This is a genomic window from Micromonospora sp. WMMD987 (genome assembly GCF_029581435.1).
Taxonomy (GTDB): Bacteria; Actinomycetota; Actinomycetes; order Mycobacteriales; family Micromonosporaceae; genus Micromonospora; species Micromonospora rifamycinica.
In genome coordinates this window covers 2,182,630-2,200,765 of record NZ_CP120861.1, presented here as the reverse complement: position 1 = coordinate 2,200,765, position 18,136 = coordinate 2,182,630, and the positions used below count along the sequence as shown (strand labels likewise).

The following is an 18,136-nucleotide window of genomic DNA, read 5'->3' as shown; positions in this document are numbered from 1 at the left end:
GGGGCCGGGTGGTGGCGCCACCCGGCCCCGGCGGCCCCCGATCACCGTCGGACGGTGGTCCAACGGACCGGTCGACGGACCGGACGGTCATCGCCCTCCACCCCGTCGGCCGCGGTCCGGGTGAGCTGCCGCAACCGCATCAGCAGGCCGACGCCGAGGAAGAGCAGCAGCCCGCCGAGCAGGAAGGCCGCCTGCACCACCCCGAAGCCGCCGCTCTGGTTGGCCGACCGGTTCGCCGCAGCCGGTGGCGGCACCTCGGCGAGGGCCTCCTCGGTCGGCTCGGCCTCCTCCGTCGGCTCCAGCACCTCCTCGGTCGGCTCCGGCGACGCGGTGGTCGGCTCGGGCGCCGCCGTGGTGGGCGGTGGGGCGGTGCCGACGACCTGCCGGGTGGCGCTCTGCCGGGCGAGCAGCCGCAGGTTCGGGTCGTACGCCTCGGCGGCCATGGTGATCCGGCCGCGGGTGACGTCCTCGGCGAAGGCCACCCGGTAGGTGGCGGTCACGGTGCGGTCCGGGCAGAGGGTGCCCGGGTCGAGCTGCCGGTCGGTCAGCCGGGCCACCGCCCCCTCGGTCCGGATCTCCAGCGGGAACGACCCGGTCTCCTCCACCCGGTCCATCTTGACCTGGTCCAGTCGCAGCCCCTGCACCGAGAGCACCATCGACCAGCGGACCTTCACACACCCGCCGTTGCCCTTGCGGGAGACCACCGCCGAGACCGTTCGCACCTGGTCACCGGCGGTGAACCTGTCCGGCAGGCCGCTCAGTTCGGTGGCGAAGCGGTCCGCCGCCGAGGCCGGTGCCGGCCCGGCGAGTCCTGTCCCCGTGAGGCAGGCCAGCACCGCCCCGACCCGTAGCGCGTTCCGCCACACCATCACCACCGCCTCGTCCTCCCGTCGGTCTTGTCCACTCGCCACGTTATGAGGAGGATGGGGAAGCCGGTAGACGGGCGTGTTCGCGCCGATCGGCAAGTGCGGGGCGGGTTAACACCGACAGTGGTGAACCGGTCACGCCCTCTCCACGACACGCCGGGAACCGGTGTGGTGAAGCACCCGTCCGCGGGTGGCGAGGGGGTGCCGGCCGACCGGCGGGCGACTGACATCCTGGGCGGGTGTCCGAACTCTCCGCGGCCTTCGTCCGGCTGCACGCCCGGCTCACCCCGGTCGCCTTCGTCCCCGAGGTGCGGTTGCACCAGGCCGACGAGCCGATCGGCCTGTGGGAACTGACCGAGGGCGAGTTCCGCAGCGCCCAGCCGCCGCCGTTCTGGGCCTTCGCCTGGGCCGGCGGGCAGGGGCTGGCCCGCTACGTCAGCGACCATCCGGAGGCGGTCGCCGGCCGCCGGGTGCTCGACCTCGCGTCCGGCTCCGGCCTGGTCGCGATCGCCGCCGCGAAGGCCGGCGCGGCGGCCGTCCGGGCGGTGGAGATCGACGAGCGGGCCGTCGCCGCCGTCGCCCTCAACGCCGAGGCCAACGGGGTACGCGTCGACGCCGAGCTGGCCGACGTCCTCGACGCCGACGCCGGGGACGCCGAGGTGCTGCTCGCCGGGGACGTCTTCTACAGCGAGGCGATGGCCCGGCGGGTGCTGCGCTTCCTGCTGCGGGCCGCCCGGTCCGGTGCCCGGGTGCTGGTCGGTGACCCGGGCCGGGCGTTCCTGCCCCGGGAACGCTTCCGCGAGCTGGCCGCCTACGACGTGCCGGTGCCGGTGGCGCTGGAGAGCGTACGGGTGAAGCGCACCACGGTCTGGGAGCTGGATCCCGCCCCGCCGGGGGCCGCCCGCTAGCGTGTCCGGGTGCTGTTCCGGGGGTGGGAGGCGTCCGACGACGGACCCTGGCCGGACGTGGCCACGGTCGTGGACCGGGTCGGTGGCACCCACCTGGTGGTGACCCGGCACGCGCTGGTCCGGCGGGTGCTCGCCGACCCGGTGACCTGGCGACCGGACAACGCCCTGGACGCGGTGACCCCGATTCCGGTGGCCGCGTTGCGGGTGCTCACCGGACACCGGTTCCGGTTGCCGCCGACGCTGGCGAACAACGCCGGCCCCAGCCATCCGGAGATCCGGGCGATCGTCGCCGAGGCGCTGCACCCGACCCGGGTGGCCGCCCAGCGACCGTGGCTGACCGCCCTGGTCCGGGCACGGGTGGCCGCCATCGCCGCCGACCTGGCCGCCGGTCGGCCGGTCGACCTGCACGCCCGGCTCGCCGCCGACCTGCCGCTGCTGGCGCTGGCCCGGCTGGTCGAGCTGCCGGACGCCCCGGTGGGCGCGGTGAAGGCCTTCGCCCGGGCGGCGCTGGAGCTGTTCTGGGCACCGCTGGACGCCGACCGTCAGCAGACGCTGGCCGCCGAGGTGGGCCGGTTCCACGCGGTGCTGCGGGAGTTCGCCGGCACCGGCGGCGGGCTGGCCGGTCGGCTACGCACCGCCGGACACTCCCCCGACATGGTGGTCGGGGCGCTGTTCTTCCTGCTGGTCGCCGGCCAGGAGACCACCAGCCAGTTCCTCACCCTGCTGCTGCACCGGCTCACCGGCGAACCCGGGGTACGCGCCGGGTTGCGGGCCGGCACCGTCGCCGTCACCGACGTGGTGGAGGAGGGCCTGCGGCTGGAACCGCCGATCGTCACCTGGCGACGGATGGCCGCCACCGACACCACGCTGGGCGGCACACCGGTGCCGGCGGGCAGCTCGGCGCTGCTGTGGCTGGCCCGTGCCGGCCGCGACCCGGCGGTGGTGGCCGACCCGGCCGGGTTCGTCCCCGGGCAGCGCGGGTCGCGCCGGCACCTGGCCTTCGGGGCGGGGGCGCACCGCTGTGTCGGCGCGCAACTGGCCCGGCTGGAGGCGGCGGTGGTGGTCGCCGAGGCGGTGCCGCTGCTGGACGCGGTGACGGTGGTCCGTCCACCGTGGTGCCCGGACAACCTCACCTTCCGGATGCCCGACGCCTTCGTGGTGCGCCGCCGCGGGTGACCCGCCGACCCGACCAGAGGCACCGGCACGACGCCGGGGCACCCACCGGCACACCGCCGCACGGCGTACGGGCGTAACCCGGCCTCCTGGCGACGGGTTGAGCCCAGTGTCGACGCGTGGTCGCGCGTCCGCCTGTCGGGCCGGGGGGTGAGGGTGCAGCGCACGCCGGTCATCCTCGTCCCGCTGCTCAGCATCGTCCTGCTGTGGCCGTTGGCGGTCGTCCGCGGTGGCGAACCGCAGCTCCCCGCCCCTGCCGCCGGGCAACTCACCCTCGCCGGGCCCACCCCGTCGAGCCGGTTGAGTATTCCCCCCGTGACCCTCCGCTGTATTCTGGATCGTCTATACGCTCGTCTCAGTGAGAAAAGGCCGGTAGTATCAGACATCGATGGATATCAGTATCTATCGACCGGCCCGGCCGCCTCGGACGGCGCCGGAGCGGGTCGGACCGGAGGGGAGATCGGAACGGCAGTCGGGCGGGCGGGGCGCGGGCAGTCGTCGACGGAACGACGTGACCCGATCGGGCAGGAATGCCCCGGTGTGCGGGGCACCGTCCACCGGTGGCAGCGGGCCACGGACCAGCGTGCGGCCCCCGACACCGCCGACGCCACACCGCTGAGGGTGAGCGTGCTGCGCTGCTGACCGGTGGCGGTCCGCTCCACCATGCCCGTCGCCGTCGCGCGACGTCCGGCCGATCCGGCGACGACCCTCGTCGCCGGTCCGCAACAGACCGCCGCCCAGCCCGTCGTTCCGCCGGTCGGTGAGCGACGGCGAGGTGGCGACCCGTTGACCGCTGCCAGCCTCCTGGATGTGAATCGTGCTCTCCACTGACACCCGGCGTGCCCTGCGCGCCGACCTACCCGCCTCACTCGTGGTCTTCCTCGTCGCACTGCCGCTCTGCGTCGGCATCGCCGTCGCCTCCGGCGTCCCCGTCGAACTCGGCCTGGTCACCGGTGTCGTCGGCGGGGTGGTCGTGGGCATGATGCCCGGCAGCAGCATGCAGGTCAGCGGCCCGGCAGCCGGCCTGACCGTGCTGGTGGCCGAGGCCGTGGACCGCTACGGCCTGGCCGGCCTCGGCACCATCGTGCTGATCGCCGGGCTGATCCAGATCGTCCTGGGTTTGCTCCGGCTCGGCCGGTGGTTCCGGGCCATCTCGGTGGCCGTGGTGCACGGCATGCTCGCCGGCATCGGGCTGCTGCTCATCGCCGGGCAACTGCACATCCTCGCCGGCGCCGACACCGCACCGGTCGGCCTCACCGCGTTCGCCGGCCTGCCGGCGCTGGTCGGTGACCTGACCGGCTCCGAAACCGCCCGGCTGTCGCTCGTCCTGGGTACCGCCACGATCGCGGTGATGCTGATCTGGAACGTCGTACCCGGAAAGCTGCGGACCGTGCCCGGCGCGCTGGTCGCCGTGGTCGCGGCGGCGGGGGCGAGCATCGTACTGGACCTACCGGTCGACACCATCGAGGTGTCCGGGCTGCTCGCGGCCATCCAACCGTCGCTCGGGCATCCGAGCCAGCTCGCCGACCTCGGGGTGCTGGCCACCATCGCCACCTTCGCCCTGGTCGCCTCTGCGGAGAGTCTGTTCAGCGCGGCGGCGGTCGACCGGCTGCACCAGGGACCGCGCACCGACTTCGACCGGGAACTCGTCGCCCAGGGCACCGGCAACACCGTGTGCGGCCTGCTCGGCGCGCTGCCGATGACCGCCGTCATCGTGCGCAGTTCCGCCAACGTGCACGCCGGCGCGAAGACCAAGGCATCCCGGGTGCTGCACGGGCTGTGGCTCCTGGTCTTCGTCGCCGCCGTACCCGGCCTGGTCGGGCTGATCCCCCTGCCGGCGCTGGCCGCGGTGCTGGTGCACGCCGGGTGCAAGCTGCTCCCGGTGCGGACGCTGCCCGGCCTGTGGCGGGAACACCGGGGCGAGGCGGTGGTGCTGGTGGTGACGGCCACCGCGATCGTCACCACCGACATGTTCACCGGCGTGCTGGTCGGCCTCGGTCTGGCGGTGGCCAAGACCGCCTGGGAGACGTCGCATGTCCGGGTCACCGTGGACGACGGCGACGGTGGCACCGGGCCGATCGACGTCGCCATCGTCGGCAACGCCACCTTCCTACGGCTGCCCACCATCCTCAACACGCTGCACGCGCTGCCCGCCGAGCGGATCATCCGGCTCGACCTGCACGGCCTGCGGCACCTCGACCACGCCTGCGGCACCGCGCTGGACACCTGGATCGAGGCGCACAACCGCTCCGCCGGCGGCCAGGTGCAGGTCGTCGCGCCCCGTCCGGCCGAGGACGACCGGCCCCGCCCGGTCCCCGCCACCGAGTGAGCAGGTACCTCGCGGCCCACGGCGGTGCGACGCTCAGCCGGCGTCCTCGGCCCAGGTACGCCAGTCGTCGAGCACCCCGTACAGGTCGGGGGTGAGCCAGCCCGGGGCGGACCGGCGGAACACCCCCGGGTCCATCGCCCCCGCCCCGGCCGGCAGCGCGCCGAGCAGGTTCGGCACCAGCTCCGTCAGGTTCGCCCAGTGCACCAGCTGCGGCTCCGCCGGCCACGCGCCGATCACCACCCCGGCGGGCACGGCCCGGCGCTCCAGGGCCTCCAGGGTGAGCGCGGTGTGGTTGAGGGTGCCCAGCCCGGCCCGGGACACCACCACCGCCGGAGCGCCCAGCGACACCGCCAGGTCGGCGACGGTCCACGCCTCGCCCGACGGACGCAGCCCCATCGGCACCAGCAGCCCACCGGCCCCCTCGACGAGCACCAGGTCGTGCTTGTCGACCTCCGCGCGGATCGCGTCGACGGCCGTGTACAGCTCCAACGGCTCCAGCTCTGCCACCCGGGCGGCGGCCAGCGGAGCCAGCGGGTCGGGGTAGCTGGCCAGGGTACGACCGGTCAGCGGGGCGGCCAGCCGGGTCACCGCGTCCACGTCGCCCGGCTCGCCGGTGGCCGTCCCCGACTGGCCCGGCTTGACCACCGCGACCCGCAGGCCGGCCGCCTGCGCGGCAGCCGTGATCGCCGCCGTCACCACCGTCTTGCCGACCTCGGTGTCGGTCCCGGTGACCAGCACCGCACCCTTCCACCCACTCACGGGACCCCCTCGGTTCGCGACTGCGGGGCTCGCAAAACCGGCTCACTCCTCACGCTCACGAGACCCCCTCGGCTCGCGACTGCGGGGCGCACTCCACGATGGTTTCCACGGCGTGTTCGAAATCCGCCCGGGTGACGCCGGTGGAGAGGGTGAGCCGTAGCCGGGAGCGGTGGTCCGGGGTGGACGGTGGGCGGAAGCAGCCGACGGCGACCCCCCGCTCCCGGCAGTCGGCCGCCCAGGCGGTGGCGGCCTCCGGGCCGGGCACGGTCACCGACACCACCGCCGCGTCGGGGGCGGAGACGGTCAGCCCGGCCGCGCCGAGGCGGCGTACCGCGTACCGGGCCCGGTCGGCCAGCTCGGCGCGCAGGTCGTCGGCGCTGCGGGCGAGTGCCACGGCGGCCCGTACCCCGGCGGCGACCGCGGGCGGCGGTGCGGTGTCGAAGATGAAGGTCCGTCCGGTCTCCACCAGGTGCCGGACGAACTCGGCGGGGGCGGCGACCACTCCCCCGGCACCGCCGAGCGCCTTGGACAGGGTGGCGGTGACCACCACGTCCGGCGCACCGGCGAGCCCGGCGGCGGCCACCGCGCCGCCGCCGGCCGGGCCGGTGACGCCGAGCGCGTGCGCGTCGTCGACCAGCAGCAGCGCCCCGTGCCGCCGGGCGACGGCGTGCAGCCGGGCCAGCGGGGCGAGGTCACCGTCGACGGAGAAGACCGACTCGGTGACCACCACCGCCGGACGCCCCGGCGCGGCGGCGAGCGCGGCGGCCACCGCGTCGACGTCGGCGTGCGCGGTGACCACCGTCTCCGCGCCGGAGATCCGGCAGCCGTCGATCAGCGAGGCGTGGTTGTGGGCGTCGGAGACGAGCAGGGTACGCGGTGCGACCAGGCCCCGGACGGCGGCCAGGTTGGCCAGGTAGCCGGAGGAGAAGACCAGCGCCCGTTCGACGCCCAGCCAGTCGGCCAGCTCGTCCTCCAGCGCGTGGTGGACGTCGGTGGAGCCCCGGACCAGCCGGGAACCGGTGGCGCCCAGTCCGTACCCGGACAGGGCCCGGCCGGCGGCGGCGACCACCTCCGGGTGGGTGGCCAGGCCCAGGTAGTCGTTGCCGGCCAGGTCGACCGTCGGGTCACCGGCGGCGCGGGGGCGCAGGGTGCGGGTGAGCCCCGCCTTCGCCCGCAGCCCGGCGCGACGGTCCAGGGCCGCCAGCCAGTCCGCCACCGTTCATCGCCTCCGTCCACCACTCGTGCTGCCCGACCGGCCGGGGGGCGACCGTCGGACGACCGCCCGCGCCGGCCCGGACCGTCCACCGTCCGGCAGACCCGTACGGTCCACCGCCCGGACGGCCCGTTCCGTCCCTCGCCCGGCGCGGGTCGTCGGCGGGCGGCGACGTTGCCGCCGTCGGCGAAATTACCACCCGCCGGGCGGGCACCGGCGTGGCGCGGGCTCGGCGCACCGCCGCCGGGGAGCCGGCGACCGGAGCGGCCGTCGACGATCGCCCGAGTCGGCGACCGGACCGCCGGAGGGCCGCCACCCGACCGTCGGGAGGCCGCCACCGGACCGCCGGAGGGCTGTCGCCGCACCGCCGGAGGGCTGTCGCCGGACCGTCGCCGGGATGTCCACCGGCCCGGGCGCGCGGGCGTTTCCCGGCCCGCACCGGCCTTGTAGGGTACGAGCCATGCCAGAGATCCTCGACCAGGCCCGGACCCAGGTGCTGGGCGACGGCGTCGGCCTCGACCAGGCCGGTGTCCTCGCGGTGCTGACCCTGCCCGACGAGCACGTCTCCGCCGCCCTCCAACTCGCCCACGAGGTACGGATGCGGTGGTGCGGCCCGGAGGTCGAGGTCGAGGGGATCGTCTCGCTCAAGACCGGGGGCTGCCCGGAGGACTGCCACTTCTGCTCGCAGTCCGGGCTGTTCACCTCGCCGGTCCGCTCGGTCTGGCTGGACATCCCCTCGCTGGTCGAGGCGGCGAAGCAGACGGCGGCGACCGGGGCGACCGAGTTCTGCATCGTGGCCGCCGTGCGCGGCCCGGACGACCGGCTGATGAAGCAGATGCGCGAGGGGGTCGCCGCGATCCGGGCGGCGGTCGACATCCAGGTCGCGGCGTCGCTGGGCATGCTCAGCCAGGAGCAGGTCGACGACCTGGTCGAGATGGGCGTGCACCGCTACAACCACAACCTGGAGACCTGCCGCTCGTACTTCCCGAACGTGGTCACCACGCACTCCTGGGAGGAGCGCTGGGAGACCCTACGGATGGTCCGCGAGTCCGGCATGGAGGTCTGCTGCGGCGGCATCCTCGGCCTCGGCGAGACGGTGGAGCAGCGCGCCGAGTTCGCCGCCCAGCTCGCCCAGCTCGACCCGCACGAGGTGCCGCTGAACTTCCTCAACCCGCGGCCGGGCACCCCGCTCGGCGACCGGCCGGTGGTGGAGGGGCGCGACGCGCTGCGGGCCATCGCCGCGTTCCGGCTGGCCATGCCGCGCACCATCCTGCGGTACGCGGGCGGCCGGGAGATCACCCTCGGCGACCTGGGCACCCGGGACGGTCTGCTCGGCGGGATCAACGCGGTGATCGTCGGCAACTACCTGACCACGCTGGGCCGGCCCGCGACCGACGACCTGAAGCTGCTCGACGAGCTGAAGATGCCCGTCAAGGCGCTCTCCGCCACCCTGTGAGGCGATGATGACCGACCCGGCCCCGACCGCCGACGGCCGTACCACCGCACCCGCCGTGCCGACGCCGGCCGCGACCTGGTGCGACCGCTGTGGTGCGGACGCCACGGCGGGCCCGCACCCCGGGTGCGCGGCGGCCCGGGTGCTGGAGCCCCCGCGCTACTGCGGGCACTGCCGACGACGGATGACGGTGCAGGTGCTGCCGGTCGGCTGGTCGGCGGTCTGCGTCGAGCACGGCGAGCGGCGGGGCTGACGCGTGCTGCGCGGTCGGACGGTGACGCTGCGCCCGATGACCGGTGCCGACGTGCCGGCCCTCGCCGCGATCCGGGCCACCCCCGAGGTGCGCCGCTGGTGGCGCGGCGACGACGACCTGGCCGCGTCGGTGCGGGCCGACCTGGCCGACGACGAGCTGACGGTCTACGTGATCGAGCACGCGGGCCGGCTGGTCGGGGCGATCCAGTGGTACGCCGAGACCGACCCGGACTACCGCCACGCCAGCCTGGACGTCTTCCTCGACCCGGCGGTCCGCGGCCACGGGCTGGGCGGGGACGCGATCCGCACCCTGGTCCGGCACCTGGTCGACGAGTACGGCCACCACCGGTTCACCATCGACCCGGCGGCGGCGAACACCGCGGCGATCCGGGCGTACGCGAAGGCGGGGTTCCGTCCGGTGGGCATCATGCGCCGCTACGAGCGGGGCGCGGACGGGCGCTGGCACGACGCGCTACTGATGGACCTGCTCGCCGAGGACCTGACCGACTGAACCGACGGGCGTGCCCGGCACCTGACGGTGCCGGGCACGCCCCGGTGCGGTACGGACGGATCTGCGTCAGCGCTGGAGGGTCAGGACCCCCGGCCGCCACGGCAGCAGGTTGTAGTCGGTGTTCGCGTTCGGGTCCTTGCCCTGGTAGAGCAGTTGCAGGTTGCAGGCGTCGACGGTCTTGGTCTGGTCGGGGTTGGTGCGGACCAGGTCACCGTGGCTGATGTCGTTGGTCCAGGTGGCGCCGCTGTTGGCCTTGCCGGCGAACGGGTTGCTCTCGCTGGTGGCCTGCGGGGTCCACGAGCCGCCCAGGCTGCTGGACGTGAACGACCGGAAGTAGCGTTGCCCCTGGCTTCCGATCGCCTCGACGATCATCAGGTACTGGTTCTGGCCCTGCACCTTGTAGACCTCGACGCCCTCGAACAGGTTGTTGGTCGAGTCGGTCATGATCGTCGTGTAGCTCGAACCGAAGCTGCCCGGGAAGTTCCCGATCGGCATGCTCGACCGGTAGATCTTGCCGTTGTCCCCGGCGAAGAACAGGTACATGTTCTGGTCGTCGCCGATGAGGGTCTGGTCGATCACCCCGTACGGGGCGTCCGGGAGGGTGGCGGTGGACAGCGTCTGCGCCGAGGACCAGCCGTTGGCGTTGGTCGGGTCGCTCGACGTCTTGTAGCTGAACGAGGTCGGTCCCCACTGGTATGCCAGCACCCAGATGTTCTTCGGGGCGAAGTACAGCAGGGTGGGCGCGACGGTGCCCTGGCTCATGCCGTTCTGGCTGGCCGAGGCCATGTCCGACCAGTTGGTGAACGTGCCGAAGTTCATCGAGCTGTACTGGCCGCTGCTGTTGACGTACGAGCCGTAGACCAGGTGCTTGCCGTTGTAGACGACGTTGGTGAAGTCCTTCAGCGAGACCCAGCCGTTCTTCGGGCTGGTCAGCGCGCCGGTTGACGACCACCGGTAGGTCGACGGGAGCGCGCAGCCCCCGCCCGGGGGCGGCGTGGTCGTCGGCGGCGGGGTGGTCGGCGGCGCGGTGGTGGGCGGGTTGCTGCCACCGAAGTCGGTGCGCCACTGCTGGTTGGTCTGCCCGTGGCAGTCGTAGAGCTGGACCTGCTGGCCGTTGCCGGTGCCCCAGACGTCCAGGCAGCGGCCGGACTGCACGCCGCTGATGGTGCCGTTGGCGTTGACGTTCCACTGCTGGTTGGCCCCGCTGTTGCAGTCCCAGATGATGATCCCGGTGCCGTTGGCGGTGCCCGCGCCGTTCGCGTCCAGGCACTTGGTGCCGTAGACCCGCAACTGCTTGCCGCTGGTGTACGTCCACTGCTGGTTGGTCTGGCCGTGGCAGTCGTAGAGCTGCACCCGGGTGCCGTTGGTCTGGGTGGAGTTCGGCACGTCGATGCACCGGTTCGACTGCACGCCGACGATCCGGCCGGCACCGCCGCTCGGCGGCGGGGTCGTGGTGGGCGGCGGCGTGGTGGGCGGGCCCGTGGTCGGCCCGGAGGTCGGCGGGGCCGCGTTGAGCGCGTTGAGGACCGAGTTGTACGCGGCCTTCTTGTTGCCGCCGCCGTCGAACAGCAGCGGGTTCTCGTTGGAGCGCCAGGAGTCGCTGTCGCGCACGCCCCACACCGTGATGCCGATGCAGCGCGGCACGTTCAGGCACGCCTGGGTCAGCCCGGCGTACTGGGTGGTCGAGGAGTTCGTGACGTCGACCTCGGTCAGCGCCACGTCCACCCCGAGGGCGGCGAAGCTGGACAGCGTGGTCTGGAAGTTGCTCGGCAGCGAGCTGCCGCCGGTGAAGTGGGTCTGCAGACCGACGCAGTCGATCGGCACGCCCCGGGACTTGAAGTCCTGGATCATGCGGTAGACGCCCTGCGTCTTGCCGTACGACCAGTTCTCGATGTTGTAGTCGTTGTAGCAGAGCTTCACCGACGGGTCGGCGGCCCGCGCGGTGCGGAACGCCACCTCGATCCAGTCGTTGCCGGTGCCCTGGAGGTTCGACTGACGACGGCTGCCGTTCTCCTCGAACGCCTCGTTCACCACGTCCCAGGCGGCGAGCTTGCCCCGGTAGTGGCCCATCACGCCGTTGATGTGGTCGATCATCGCCTGGCGCAGGGTGCTGCCGCTGAGGTTCTTCATCCAGTCGGGCTGCTGCGCGTGCCAGGCCAGGGTGTGCCCCCGGACCTTCAGGCCGCGCTGGGTCGCCCAGTTGTAGATCTGGTCACCGGAGTTGAAGTTGAACTGGCCCCGCTGGGGCTGTGTCGCGTCCGGCTTCATCTCGTTCTCGGCCGTGATCATGTTGAACTCGCGGCCGGCGATCGTGTTGTACGTCGAGTCGCCGAGCCGGCCGGCCGCGATCGCCGTGCCGAAGTACCGGCCCGACTGCGCGGCGGCCGCGCCCAGCGTGGTCGCGGCGGCGTTCGCCGACGGCATCATCACCGCGACGGCTGCCACCGTCACGACACTGACCGCGCCGGCGAGCAGCGCCCGGACGGCGGGTGGTCGCCGTCGCCGGCTCACGCCGTGGGGAACGGATGGACTCGTTGCCATCGTGGCCTCCTTGCTGGCCAACACCCGGGCCGTCGGGACGGGGCAGCCGGGCGTCTTCGGTGTTAAATCTAGTGTCGTCGATGTTTCCATCCCGCACCGGTCCGACAAAGATGTTTCGGAAAAGTTTCGGGACAATTTTTGCCGGCACGCGGGGGCACGGGACCACGATCGGACGGCCCGACGCGACGTGGCCGGTCACCCGGGTGGGGTGCCGGCCACGTCGGGTCGAGGGTCAGGAGACCGTGCAGGCGGCCCCGTTGAGGGTGAAGGTGGTCGGCTTCGGGTTGCTGCCCGTGTGGGTGCCGTTGAACCCGATGCTGGTGGACGCGCCGGGGGCGAGCGCCCCGTTGTAGCTCATGTTGGTCGCGGTGACCGCCGCACCGGTCTGGGCGAACGTCGCCGACCAGCCCTGACCGACCTTCTGACCGCTGGTCGGGAAGGTGAAGGCCAGGTTCCAACCGGTGAGCGCGGTCGTACCGGTGTTGGTGATGGTGATGCTCGCGGTGAAGCCGCTGGTCCAGTCGCTGGTGGTGTAACCCACCCGGCACGACGAGGCGGGCAGCGTCGGGGTGGGGGTGGGCGTCGGCGTGCCGGTCGGCGTCGGGGTCGGCGTCGAGGTGCCCGGCAGGGTCCGCACAGTGAGCGTCTTCGACGGGGTGGACGGGTTACCGGCGGCGTCCACCGCCACCACGTAGAACCCGTACGACGTGTCCGCCGTCAGCCCGGTCACCTGCTGGGTGGTGCCGGTGCCCGTGGCGACGACGAGATGGGCCGGCCAGGACGTCTTGTAGACCCGGTAACCGGTCACCCCGACGTTGTCGGTGGAGGGCGTCCAGCTCAGGGTAAGCCCGTTCGCGCCGATGTTCGACGCGGTCGGGGTGCCGGGCGGGGTCGGACCGGTGGTGTCCGGGCCGGTGCCCGCCGGGGTGGCCACCGCGAGCGCCGACGACCACAACGAGCTGTTGCCGGCGGCGTCGCGGGCCAGGACCGAGAACCGGTAGTTGGTGGCCGGCGAGAGGGTGGTCAGGGTCAGGCTGTTGGTGGTGGTGCGGTGCGACATCATCACGTCGCTGCCGACCGTCTCGTGCGCGACGTCGTAGCCGGCCACTCCGCTGCCGCCGGTGTCGGTGGACGCGGGCCAGGTCAGCGTGACCGAGGTGGGGCTGATCGCCGAGACGACCGGGGTGCCGGGGACGGTGGGCGGGGTGGTGTCCGTCGGCGTCGAGGTCGGCTCGTCACCCCAGACCCGGGTGGTCCCGGCGTACAGCGGCACCTTCGGGTTCGGGCCGGCGGTGGCCTGGTACGACGGGTCGTTGGTCGGATCCCAGGTGCCGCCCTCCGGTACGCCGATCTTGAACTGCACCTCCATCCGGTGCTGCGACTGCCCGGCCGGGGCGATCGTGTAGCCGGTGCAGTCCACCTCGACGTACCAGATGTCGCCGGAGAGCTGCTTGGCGGCCGACGGCGACGGGCACCCCTGGGTGTAGCCGGGGGTGACCTGGACGGCGGTGCTGCCCTCCGGGCGGAAGTAGTAGCGGAACTTCCCGTTGGTCAGCGCCCGCGCCGGGAACGCCGACTTGTTGTAGACGACCGCCTTGAGCCCGGTCGCCCGGGGCTCGGCCTGCATCACGGTGGTCTCCACGGTCAGCTCGGCGATGTCCGGGGTCTCGGCGGTGGGGAAGTTGGCGAGCGGGGTGCCGCCGTACTCCTGGGAGAGCCGGGCCAGGGCCGAGGTGAAACCGGCGTTGTAGTCGGTGGCGACCTCGTTCATCACGTAGTCCGACCGGCTGTCGCTGTAGGCGTCGTTGGCCGCCGACGGGCCGCCGACCAGCGCGCCGTAGAGCACGTGCCGGGTCTCCACCGGCACCGTCTGGCTGTCCCACCAGGAGCCGTGCGCGGTGCGGTGGTGCGGGTTCTTCGGCGCGTTGACGCCGAACCCGATCATGTAGCTGGACTTGCGCGGGTTGTCACCGAGCGCGTAGTTGACCTGCCGGACGGCGAAGTCGTGGAACCGGGCCTTGCGGGTGGCGTCGGTGGTCTTGTCGCTGTAGACCAGCGCGGCGAAGCTGGTGTTGGCGGCGTACCGCAGCGCGCCCCAGGAGTCGAGGACGGCCATCCCGCCCGGCGAGTAGGGCACCTTCTGGCCGTTGACGCCGACCGTCCAGTAGTCGAGCCAGCGGTTGGCGTCGTCGACGTACTTCTGCTTGCCGGTCAGGTTGGCCAGCAGCACGTACGCCCCGAACTGCTTGTTGTCCCAGGCGATCGTCCACTTGTAGGACCGGGTGGTGGACTGCGGCTCGGTGCCGAGCTTGTCGTACTCGCTCTCGGCCTTGGCCAGGTAGGTCGCGTCGCCGGTGGCCCGGTGCAGCCAGATCGCGCCCCAGACCAGTTCGTCCTGGTAACCGCTCCACGACTTGTAGAAGCTCGTCGCGTCGGTGATGCACTCGTGGTAGCTCTTACGCACGGTGTCGGCGAACGTGTAGAGCTGCTTGGCGTGGGTGAGCAGCTTGTCGGCGTAGGCGGCGTCGGTGGGCCGGAACACCATCGACGACGCGGCCATCGCCGCCGCCGTCTCCCCCGCCAGGTCCGCGCCGCCGCAGCTCGCATCGATCCTGTACGCGGGCCGCGCCATCGGCAGCACCTCGGCCGGACCCCACCACTTGTGGTCGTCGTCGCCCTTGCCGACCTGCCCGTAGAGCACGTTCGCCGAGGGGTGCGCCTTGATGAAGTAGTCGTTGACGAAGCGCAGGTTGTTCAGCAGCGGGGTGAGCTGGCCGGCGGCGACGTAGCCGTCGCGGTACTCGACCGCGCCCCAGGCGAGCATGGTGGCGCTGAACGCCATCGGGAAGCCGAACTTCACGTGGTCACCGGCGTCGTACCAGCCGCCGGTGAGGTCCACGCCGACGTCGGCCCCGTCGGTGAGCGCGGAGTCGCCCCGCCAGGAGACCCGGTTCCAGGACGGCTTCCTGCCGGACTGCTGCGCCTCGTAGAACAGCAGCGACTTCTGCAACGCCTCGGGGTAGTTGAACATGCCGGTGCCCGCGACGTCGGCGCGGTCGACCGCGACCGGCGCGGCCCCCGCGAGGGACGGCAGCGAGCTGATGGCGAGGGCCAGGCCGCTGGTCAGGGCGACGCCGGCGGCGAGCAGGCGGCGGAGCCGGGGCCGGCCCCCGCCCGACCGGCCGGGCCGGTTCGGGTGCTGCATGGGCGGAACTCCTGTCGATAGAGGGGTGCCTCCGGCGGCGCCCACCGGACGCGGGGACGGGGGCGTCGCGGGTGGTGGGGCCGCCGGAGGCGGGTGGTGGTGGGGGCCGCAGGAGTCGCGGGAGCGCTCCCATGGACGTGCGCCAATGTAATCACTGTGTCACGGGTTTGTGAAGGGGCCGGGCACGACGAAACCCGGCGGACGCCCGGGCCACCCCGACCCGCCGCCGCCCCGACCCGCCGCCGCACCCGGAGCGCCCGTGGCAGCCGGTCGCCGGGCCGCCGGGCGGGGCACGCGGACTAACCTGGGTCGATGTCGATGATCGAACAGGTGTCGTTGGGGGTGGCCGACGACCGCCGCGCCGGCCGGTTCTGGGCCGCCGCGCTGGGGTACGTCCGCCGCCCGCCCCGCTACCCTGCGGACGCGTGGATCGTGCTGGAGCCGCCACCCGGCACCACCGGCGTGGCGCTCGCCATGGACGTCAGTGACAGCCCGGTGTCCGAGTTCCCCCGTACCCACCTCGACCTTGACGCGGGTGACCGGGACCTCGACGAGGAGGTCGACCGGCTGGTCGGACTGGGTGCCACCCGGGTCGACTGGCCGCACTACCCGGCCGAACCGGAGCCCGGTCAACTGCCGTACGTCGTCCTCGCCGACACCGAGGGAAACCGGTTCTGCGTCTCCGGGCACCGCCGGGCAGGGGTCTTCTTCGGCTGATCACCATCCCCAAGGCGGCACGCCGGTCAGCCGCCGGGCCAGCCGGCCAGCCGCCCCGGGCACCCGCGGCCCGGCGCACCGGCCACCGACCGGGGTGGGCGCGCACATGGGCAGGGCCCCCGCACCGGGGGCCCTGCCCATGTGCACCGTCCTCCGCATCGGAGTTCGGCCGTGCACCGGAAGGAATGCCCCCGCCCGGTGCCGTACGGGTCGTCTCTGAAGTTCCGCTCCGGGTTCCGGCGAAGTCAGCGGACCGCACCGCCGGGGTCGGTCCGCCGGGGGCCGCCCACCGTCGCACCGTCCCGCGGGGCTGGGTCGGCGACCGGCCCGCCACCGGCGCGGGCGACCAGGGGAACGGTCACGGTGAGCAGCGCGCCGTCCCGCTCGACCGGCGCGGACCGACCCAGCCGGGCCACCGTCCGGACCATCGGTGCGTTCTCCGCCTGGGTGTGCAGGACCAGCGCCGCGTACCCGGCCCGCTCGGCGTGCGTCAGCAGCCGACGCAGCAACGCGGTGCCCAGGCCACGTCGCTGCCAGTCGTCCCGGACCAGCAGCGCCGCCTCCGCCTCGTCACCCTCGGCGAGCAGGTTGGCCAGCGCGACGACCGACTCCGCCGCCCCGTCGGAGCCGGTCGTCGTGGCCACCAGGGTCAGCCCCCGGGCCGGTGCGAGCAGCCGGCGCAGCCGGGTCGGCGAGGGCAGCGCCGCCCCGCTCAGGTACCGCCGTTGCCGGCTCCGCGCCGAGCAGCCCTCGTGCAGCTCCACCACGCCGGCCAGATCGTCGGCGGTCGCCGGTCGGACGGACAGCTCCGCCCCGTCGGGCAGCACCAGGGTCACCCGGTCGGCCTCCCGCCGGGTCACCGCCGCCGCCAGCTCCACCAGCGCCTGCGCCCGCGCGTACTCCGCCGGGGTGAAGCTGGGTGCCTGCCGGCGCAGCTCGTACGAGCCGCCGGCCGGGTCGGTCAGCAGCATGGTCGTGGTGCCGACCGCGTCGTGCGCGGCGGCGGGCGTCGGCCGCCAGATCACCTCGTCCACCCCGAGCGTGGCGCGGAGCACCTCCCCGGTCTGCTCCGGATCCCGGACCAACCGGGTGGCGAGCCCCAGCGCCCGGGTCGGCTGGTCGACCAGGCCGCGCGCCTCGGTGCGCGCCACCCAGCAGTCCCGGCCCCGGCCCCGCTCGACGGCGGCGATCAGATCCGCCTCGCCGATCGTGTCCGGCGCATCGACGAGGAAGTCGTCCACCGCGCCGACCTCGGTGGTGTGCACCTGCACGGTGAGGATGTTGACCCCCCGCAACGCGAGGCTGGCCGTGAGGACCGACAGGTAGCCCGGCCGGTCGTCCACGGTCGCCCGGATCCGCCACAGCGCCATGTCCACTCCCTTCGCCACCATGAACCCTGCCCGGCGCCTGTTGCCGTGGCGTTGCCCGGCGGTGTCCCACCGGCAACCATCCGTCCAGGTCAGGTGACGGTGGTCACCGACCGCGGGCCGACCAGGTCGAGCCGGTCGCCGAGGATCACCGCACTGGCCCGGACGAGCTGGGCGAGCCGGTCCACCTCGGTGGCGTGGAACCCGGCGGCCGTCAGCGGCTCGGTGTGGTCCCGGGCGACCACCAGCACCAGCCCGGCCCGGCCGAACGGCGCGATCGCGTAGTGCGTGCCGTCGGCCATGGTCAGGGTGCGCGCCCGCAGCGGGGTCACCTCGGGCAGCCGGGGCGGCTCGGGGGCACGCCAGCTGGCGTGGCCGACGGTCGCCGTTCCGGCACCGGCCCGCGAGGCCCAGTCCACCGGCACGACGGCGGCCACCGCCCAGTCCGCGGCGAGCAGCCCGGGAACCGCGTCGACCAGGGTGGCCACCCCGTCGGTGGGGTTCGCCGCCACCTGGGCGAGCAGTTCGGCGTCCTGGCCCGTGGTGGTCGGGGCGCCGATCGCCCGCCAGACCCCGTCGACGCGTACCCCGGGGATGGCGGCGAGCCCGGCGAGCAGGCCCTCCACCCGGGCGGCGCCCGGCCAGACCACGGTGAAGTCGTCGACCGCCCGGCCACCGAGCCGTTCCAGCACCACGACCTGGACGATGTCGGCGCCGGAGACGCCGAGCGTGCGGGCCACCTGGCCGAGTGTCCCGGGTCGGTCCGGCAGGGTCACCCGAACTCTCAGCAACATGTCTGTCCCTCCGCTCGGCGGACCGGCCGCACACGGCCGGCAGGCTGG

Annotated in this window: 14 protein-coding genes; 7 read left to right on the top strand and 7 right to left on the bottom strand. The window is 73.6% G+C overall.

Annotated elements, in window-relative coordinates; all coding sequences use genetic code 11:
* Positions 1-41 precede the first annotated feature (41 nt).
* Positions 42-911 (bottom strand): hypothetical protein, encoded by an 870-nt coding sequence (locus O7612_RS09675; protein WP_282272384.1) that lies wholly within the window; start codon positions 909-911, stop codon positions 42-44.
* A gap of 194 nt (positions 912-1,105) precedes the next feature.
* Here O7612_RS09675 and O7612_RS09670 point away from each other — a divergent pair, with 194 nt between their 5' ends.
* The 3 genes from O7612_RS09670 to O7612_RS09660 all read left to right on the top strand — a co-directional run bounded on the left by O7612_RS09670 (position 1,106) and on the right by O7612_RS09660 (position 5,276).
* Positions 1,106-1,774: a 50S ribosomal protein L11 methyltransferase gene (locus O7612_RS09670; protein WP_282272382.1), complete on the top strand. Its 669-nt coding sequence runs from the start codon at positions 1,106-1,108 to the stop codon at positions 1,772-1,774.
* Positions 1,775-1,783: 9 nt separating this feature from the next.
* Complete coding sequence (locus tag O7612_RS09665; RefSeq protein WP_282272380.1) at positions 1,784-2,950, top strand: cytochrome P450; 1,167 nt, start codon at positions 1,784-1,786, stop codon at positions 2,948-2,950.
* A gap of 814 nt (positions 2,951-3,764) precedes the next feature.
* On the top strand, positions 3,765-5,276 hold the full coding sequence (locus O7612_RS09660; protein ID WP_282272378.1) for a SulP family inorganic anion transporter: 1,512 nt from the start codon (positions 3,765-3,767) through the stop codon (positions 5,274-5,276).
* A gap of 33 nt (positions 5,277-5,309) precedes the next feature.
* On the opposite strand, the gene bioD is transcribed toward O7612_RS09660, so the two are convergent.
* Together bioD and O7612_RS09650 are read right to left on the bottom strand one after the other, a co-directional pair.
* Positions 5,310-6,014 (bottom strand): dethiobiotin synthase, encoded by a 705-nt coding sequence (gene bioD / locus O7612_RS09655; protein ID WP_282273860.1) that lies wholly within the window; start codon positions 6,012-6,014, stop codon positions 5,310-5,312.
* Positions 6,015-6,090: 76 nt separating this feature from the next.
* Positions 6,091-7,251, bottom strand: a complete 1,161-nt coding sequence (locus tag O7612_RS09650; protein ID WP_282272376.1) for an 8-amino-7-oxononanoate synthase — start codon at positions 7,249-7,251, stop codon at positions 6,091-6,093.
* A gap of 457 nt (positions 7,252-7,708) precedes the next feature.
* On the opposite strand from O7612_RS09650, the gene bioB reads away from it, so the two are divergent.
* Genes bioB through O7612_RS09635 form a run of 3 tightly spaced genes read left to right on the top strand, consistent with a single transcriptional unit; the run spans position 7,709 to position 9,464 of the window.
* Complete coding sequence (gene bioB, locus O7612_RS09645; protein WP_282272374.1) at positions 7,709-8,704, top strand: biotin synthase BioB; 996 nt, start codon at positions 7,709-7,711, stop codon at positions 8,702-8,704.
* Positions 8,705-8,711: 7 nt separating this feature from the next.
* Positions 8,712-8,954, top strand: a complete 243-nt coding sequence (locus O7612_RS09640) for a hypothetical protein (RefSeq protein WP_282273859.1) — start codon at positions 8,712-8,714, stop codon at positions 8,952-8,954.
* 3 nt (positions 8,955-8,957) lie between these two features.
* Positions 8,958-9,464, top strand: coding sequence for a GNAT family protein (locus O7612_RS09635; protein ID WP_282272372.1), 507 nt, complete (start codon positions 8,958-8,960; stop codon positions 9,462-9,464).
* A gap of 66 nt (positions 9,465-9,530) precedes the next feature.
* On the opposite strand, the gene O7612_RS09630 is transcribed toward O7612_RS09635, so the two are convergent.
* Positions 9,531-12,005 (bottom strand): non-reducing end alpha-L-arabinofuranosidase family hydrolase, encoded by a 2,475-nt coding sequence (locus O7612_RS09630; RefSeq protein ID WP_282272370.1) that lies wholly within the window; start codon positions 12,003-12,005, stop codon positions 9,531-9,533.
* 232 nt (positions 12,006-12,237) lie between these two features.
* Positions 12,238-15,210 carry a glycoside hydrolase family 9 protein gene (locus tag O7612_RS09625; RefSeq protein ID WP_282272369.1) on the bottom strand — a complete coding sequence of 991 codons (2,973 nt, stop codon included), beginning with the start codon at positions 15,208-15,210 and terminating at the stop codon, positions 12,238-12,240.
* A gap of 312 nt (positions 15,211-15,522) precedes the next feature.
* Between O7612_RS09625 and O7612_RS09620 the strand changes: the two genes are divergently transcribed.
* Positions 15,523-15,927: a VOC family protein gene (locus tag O7612_RS09620; protein ID WP_282272368.1), complete on the top strand. Its 405-nt coding sequence runs from the start codon at positions 15,523-15,525 to the stop codon at positions 15,925-15,927.
* A gap of 245 nt (positions 15,928-16,172) precedes the next feature.
* On the opposite strand, the gene O7612_RS09615 is transcribed toward O7612_RS09620, so the two are convergent.
* Positions 16,173-17,297, bottom strand: coding sequence for a GNAT family N-acetyltransferase (locus O7612_RS09615; protein ID WP_282273858.1), 1,125 nt, complete (start codon positions 17,295-17,297; stop codon positions 16,173-16,175).
* 89 nt (positions 17,298-17,386) lie between these two features.
* A complete protein-coding gene (locus O7612_RS09610; RefSeq protein ID WP_282272364.1) occupies positions 17,387-18,088 on the bottom strand; it encodes an amino acid-binding protein in 702 nt (233 codons plus the stop codon).
* Positions 18,089-18,136 lie beyond the last annotated feature (48 nt).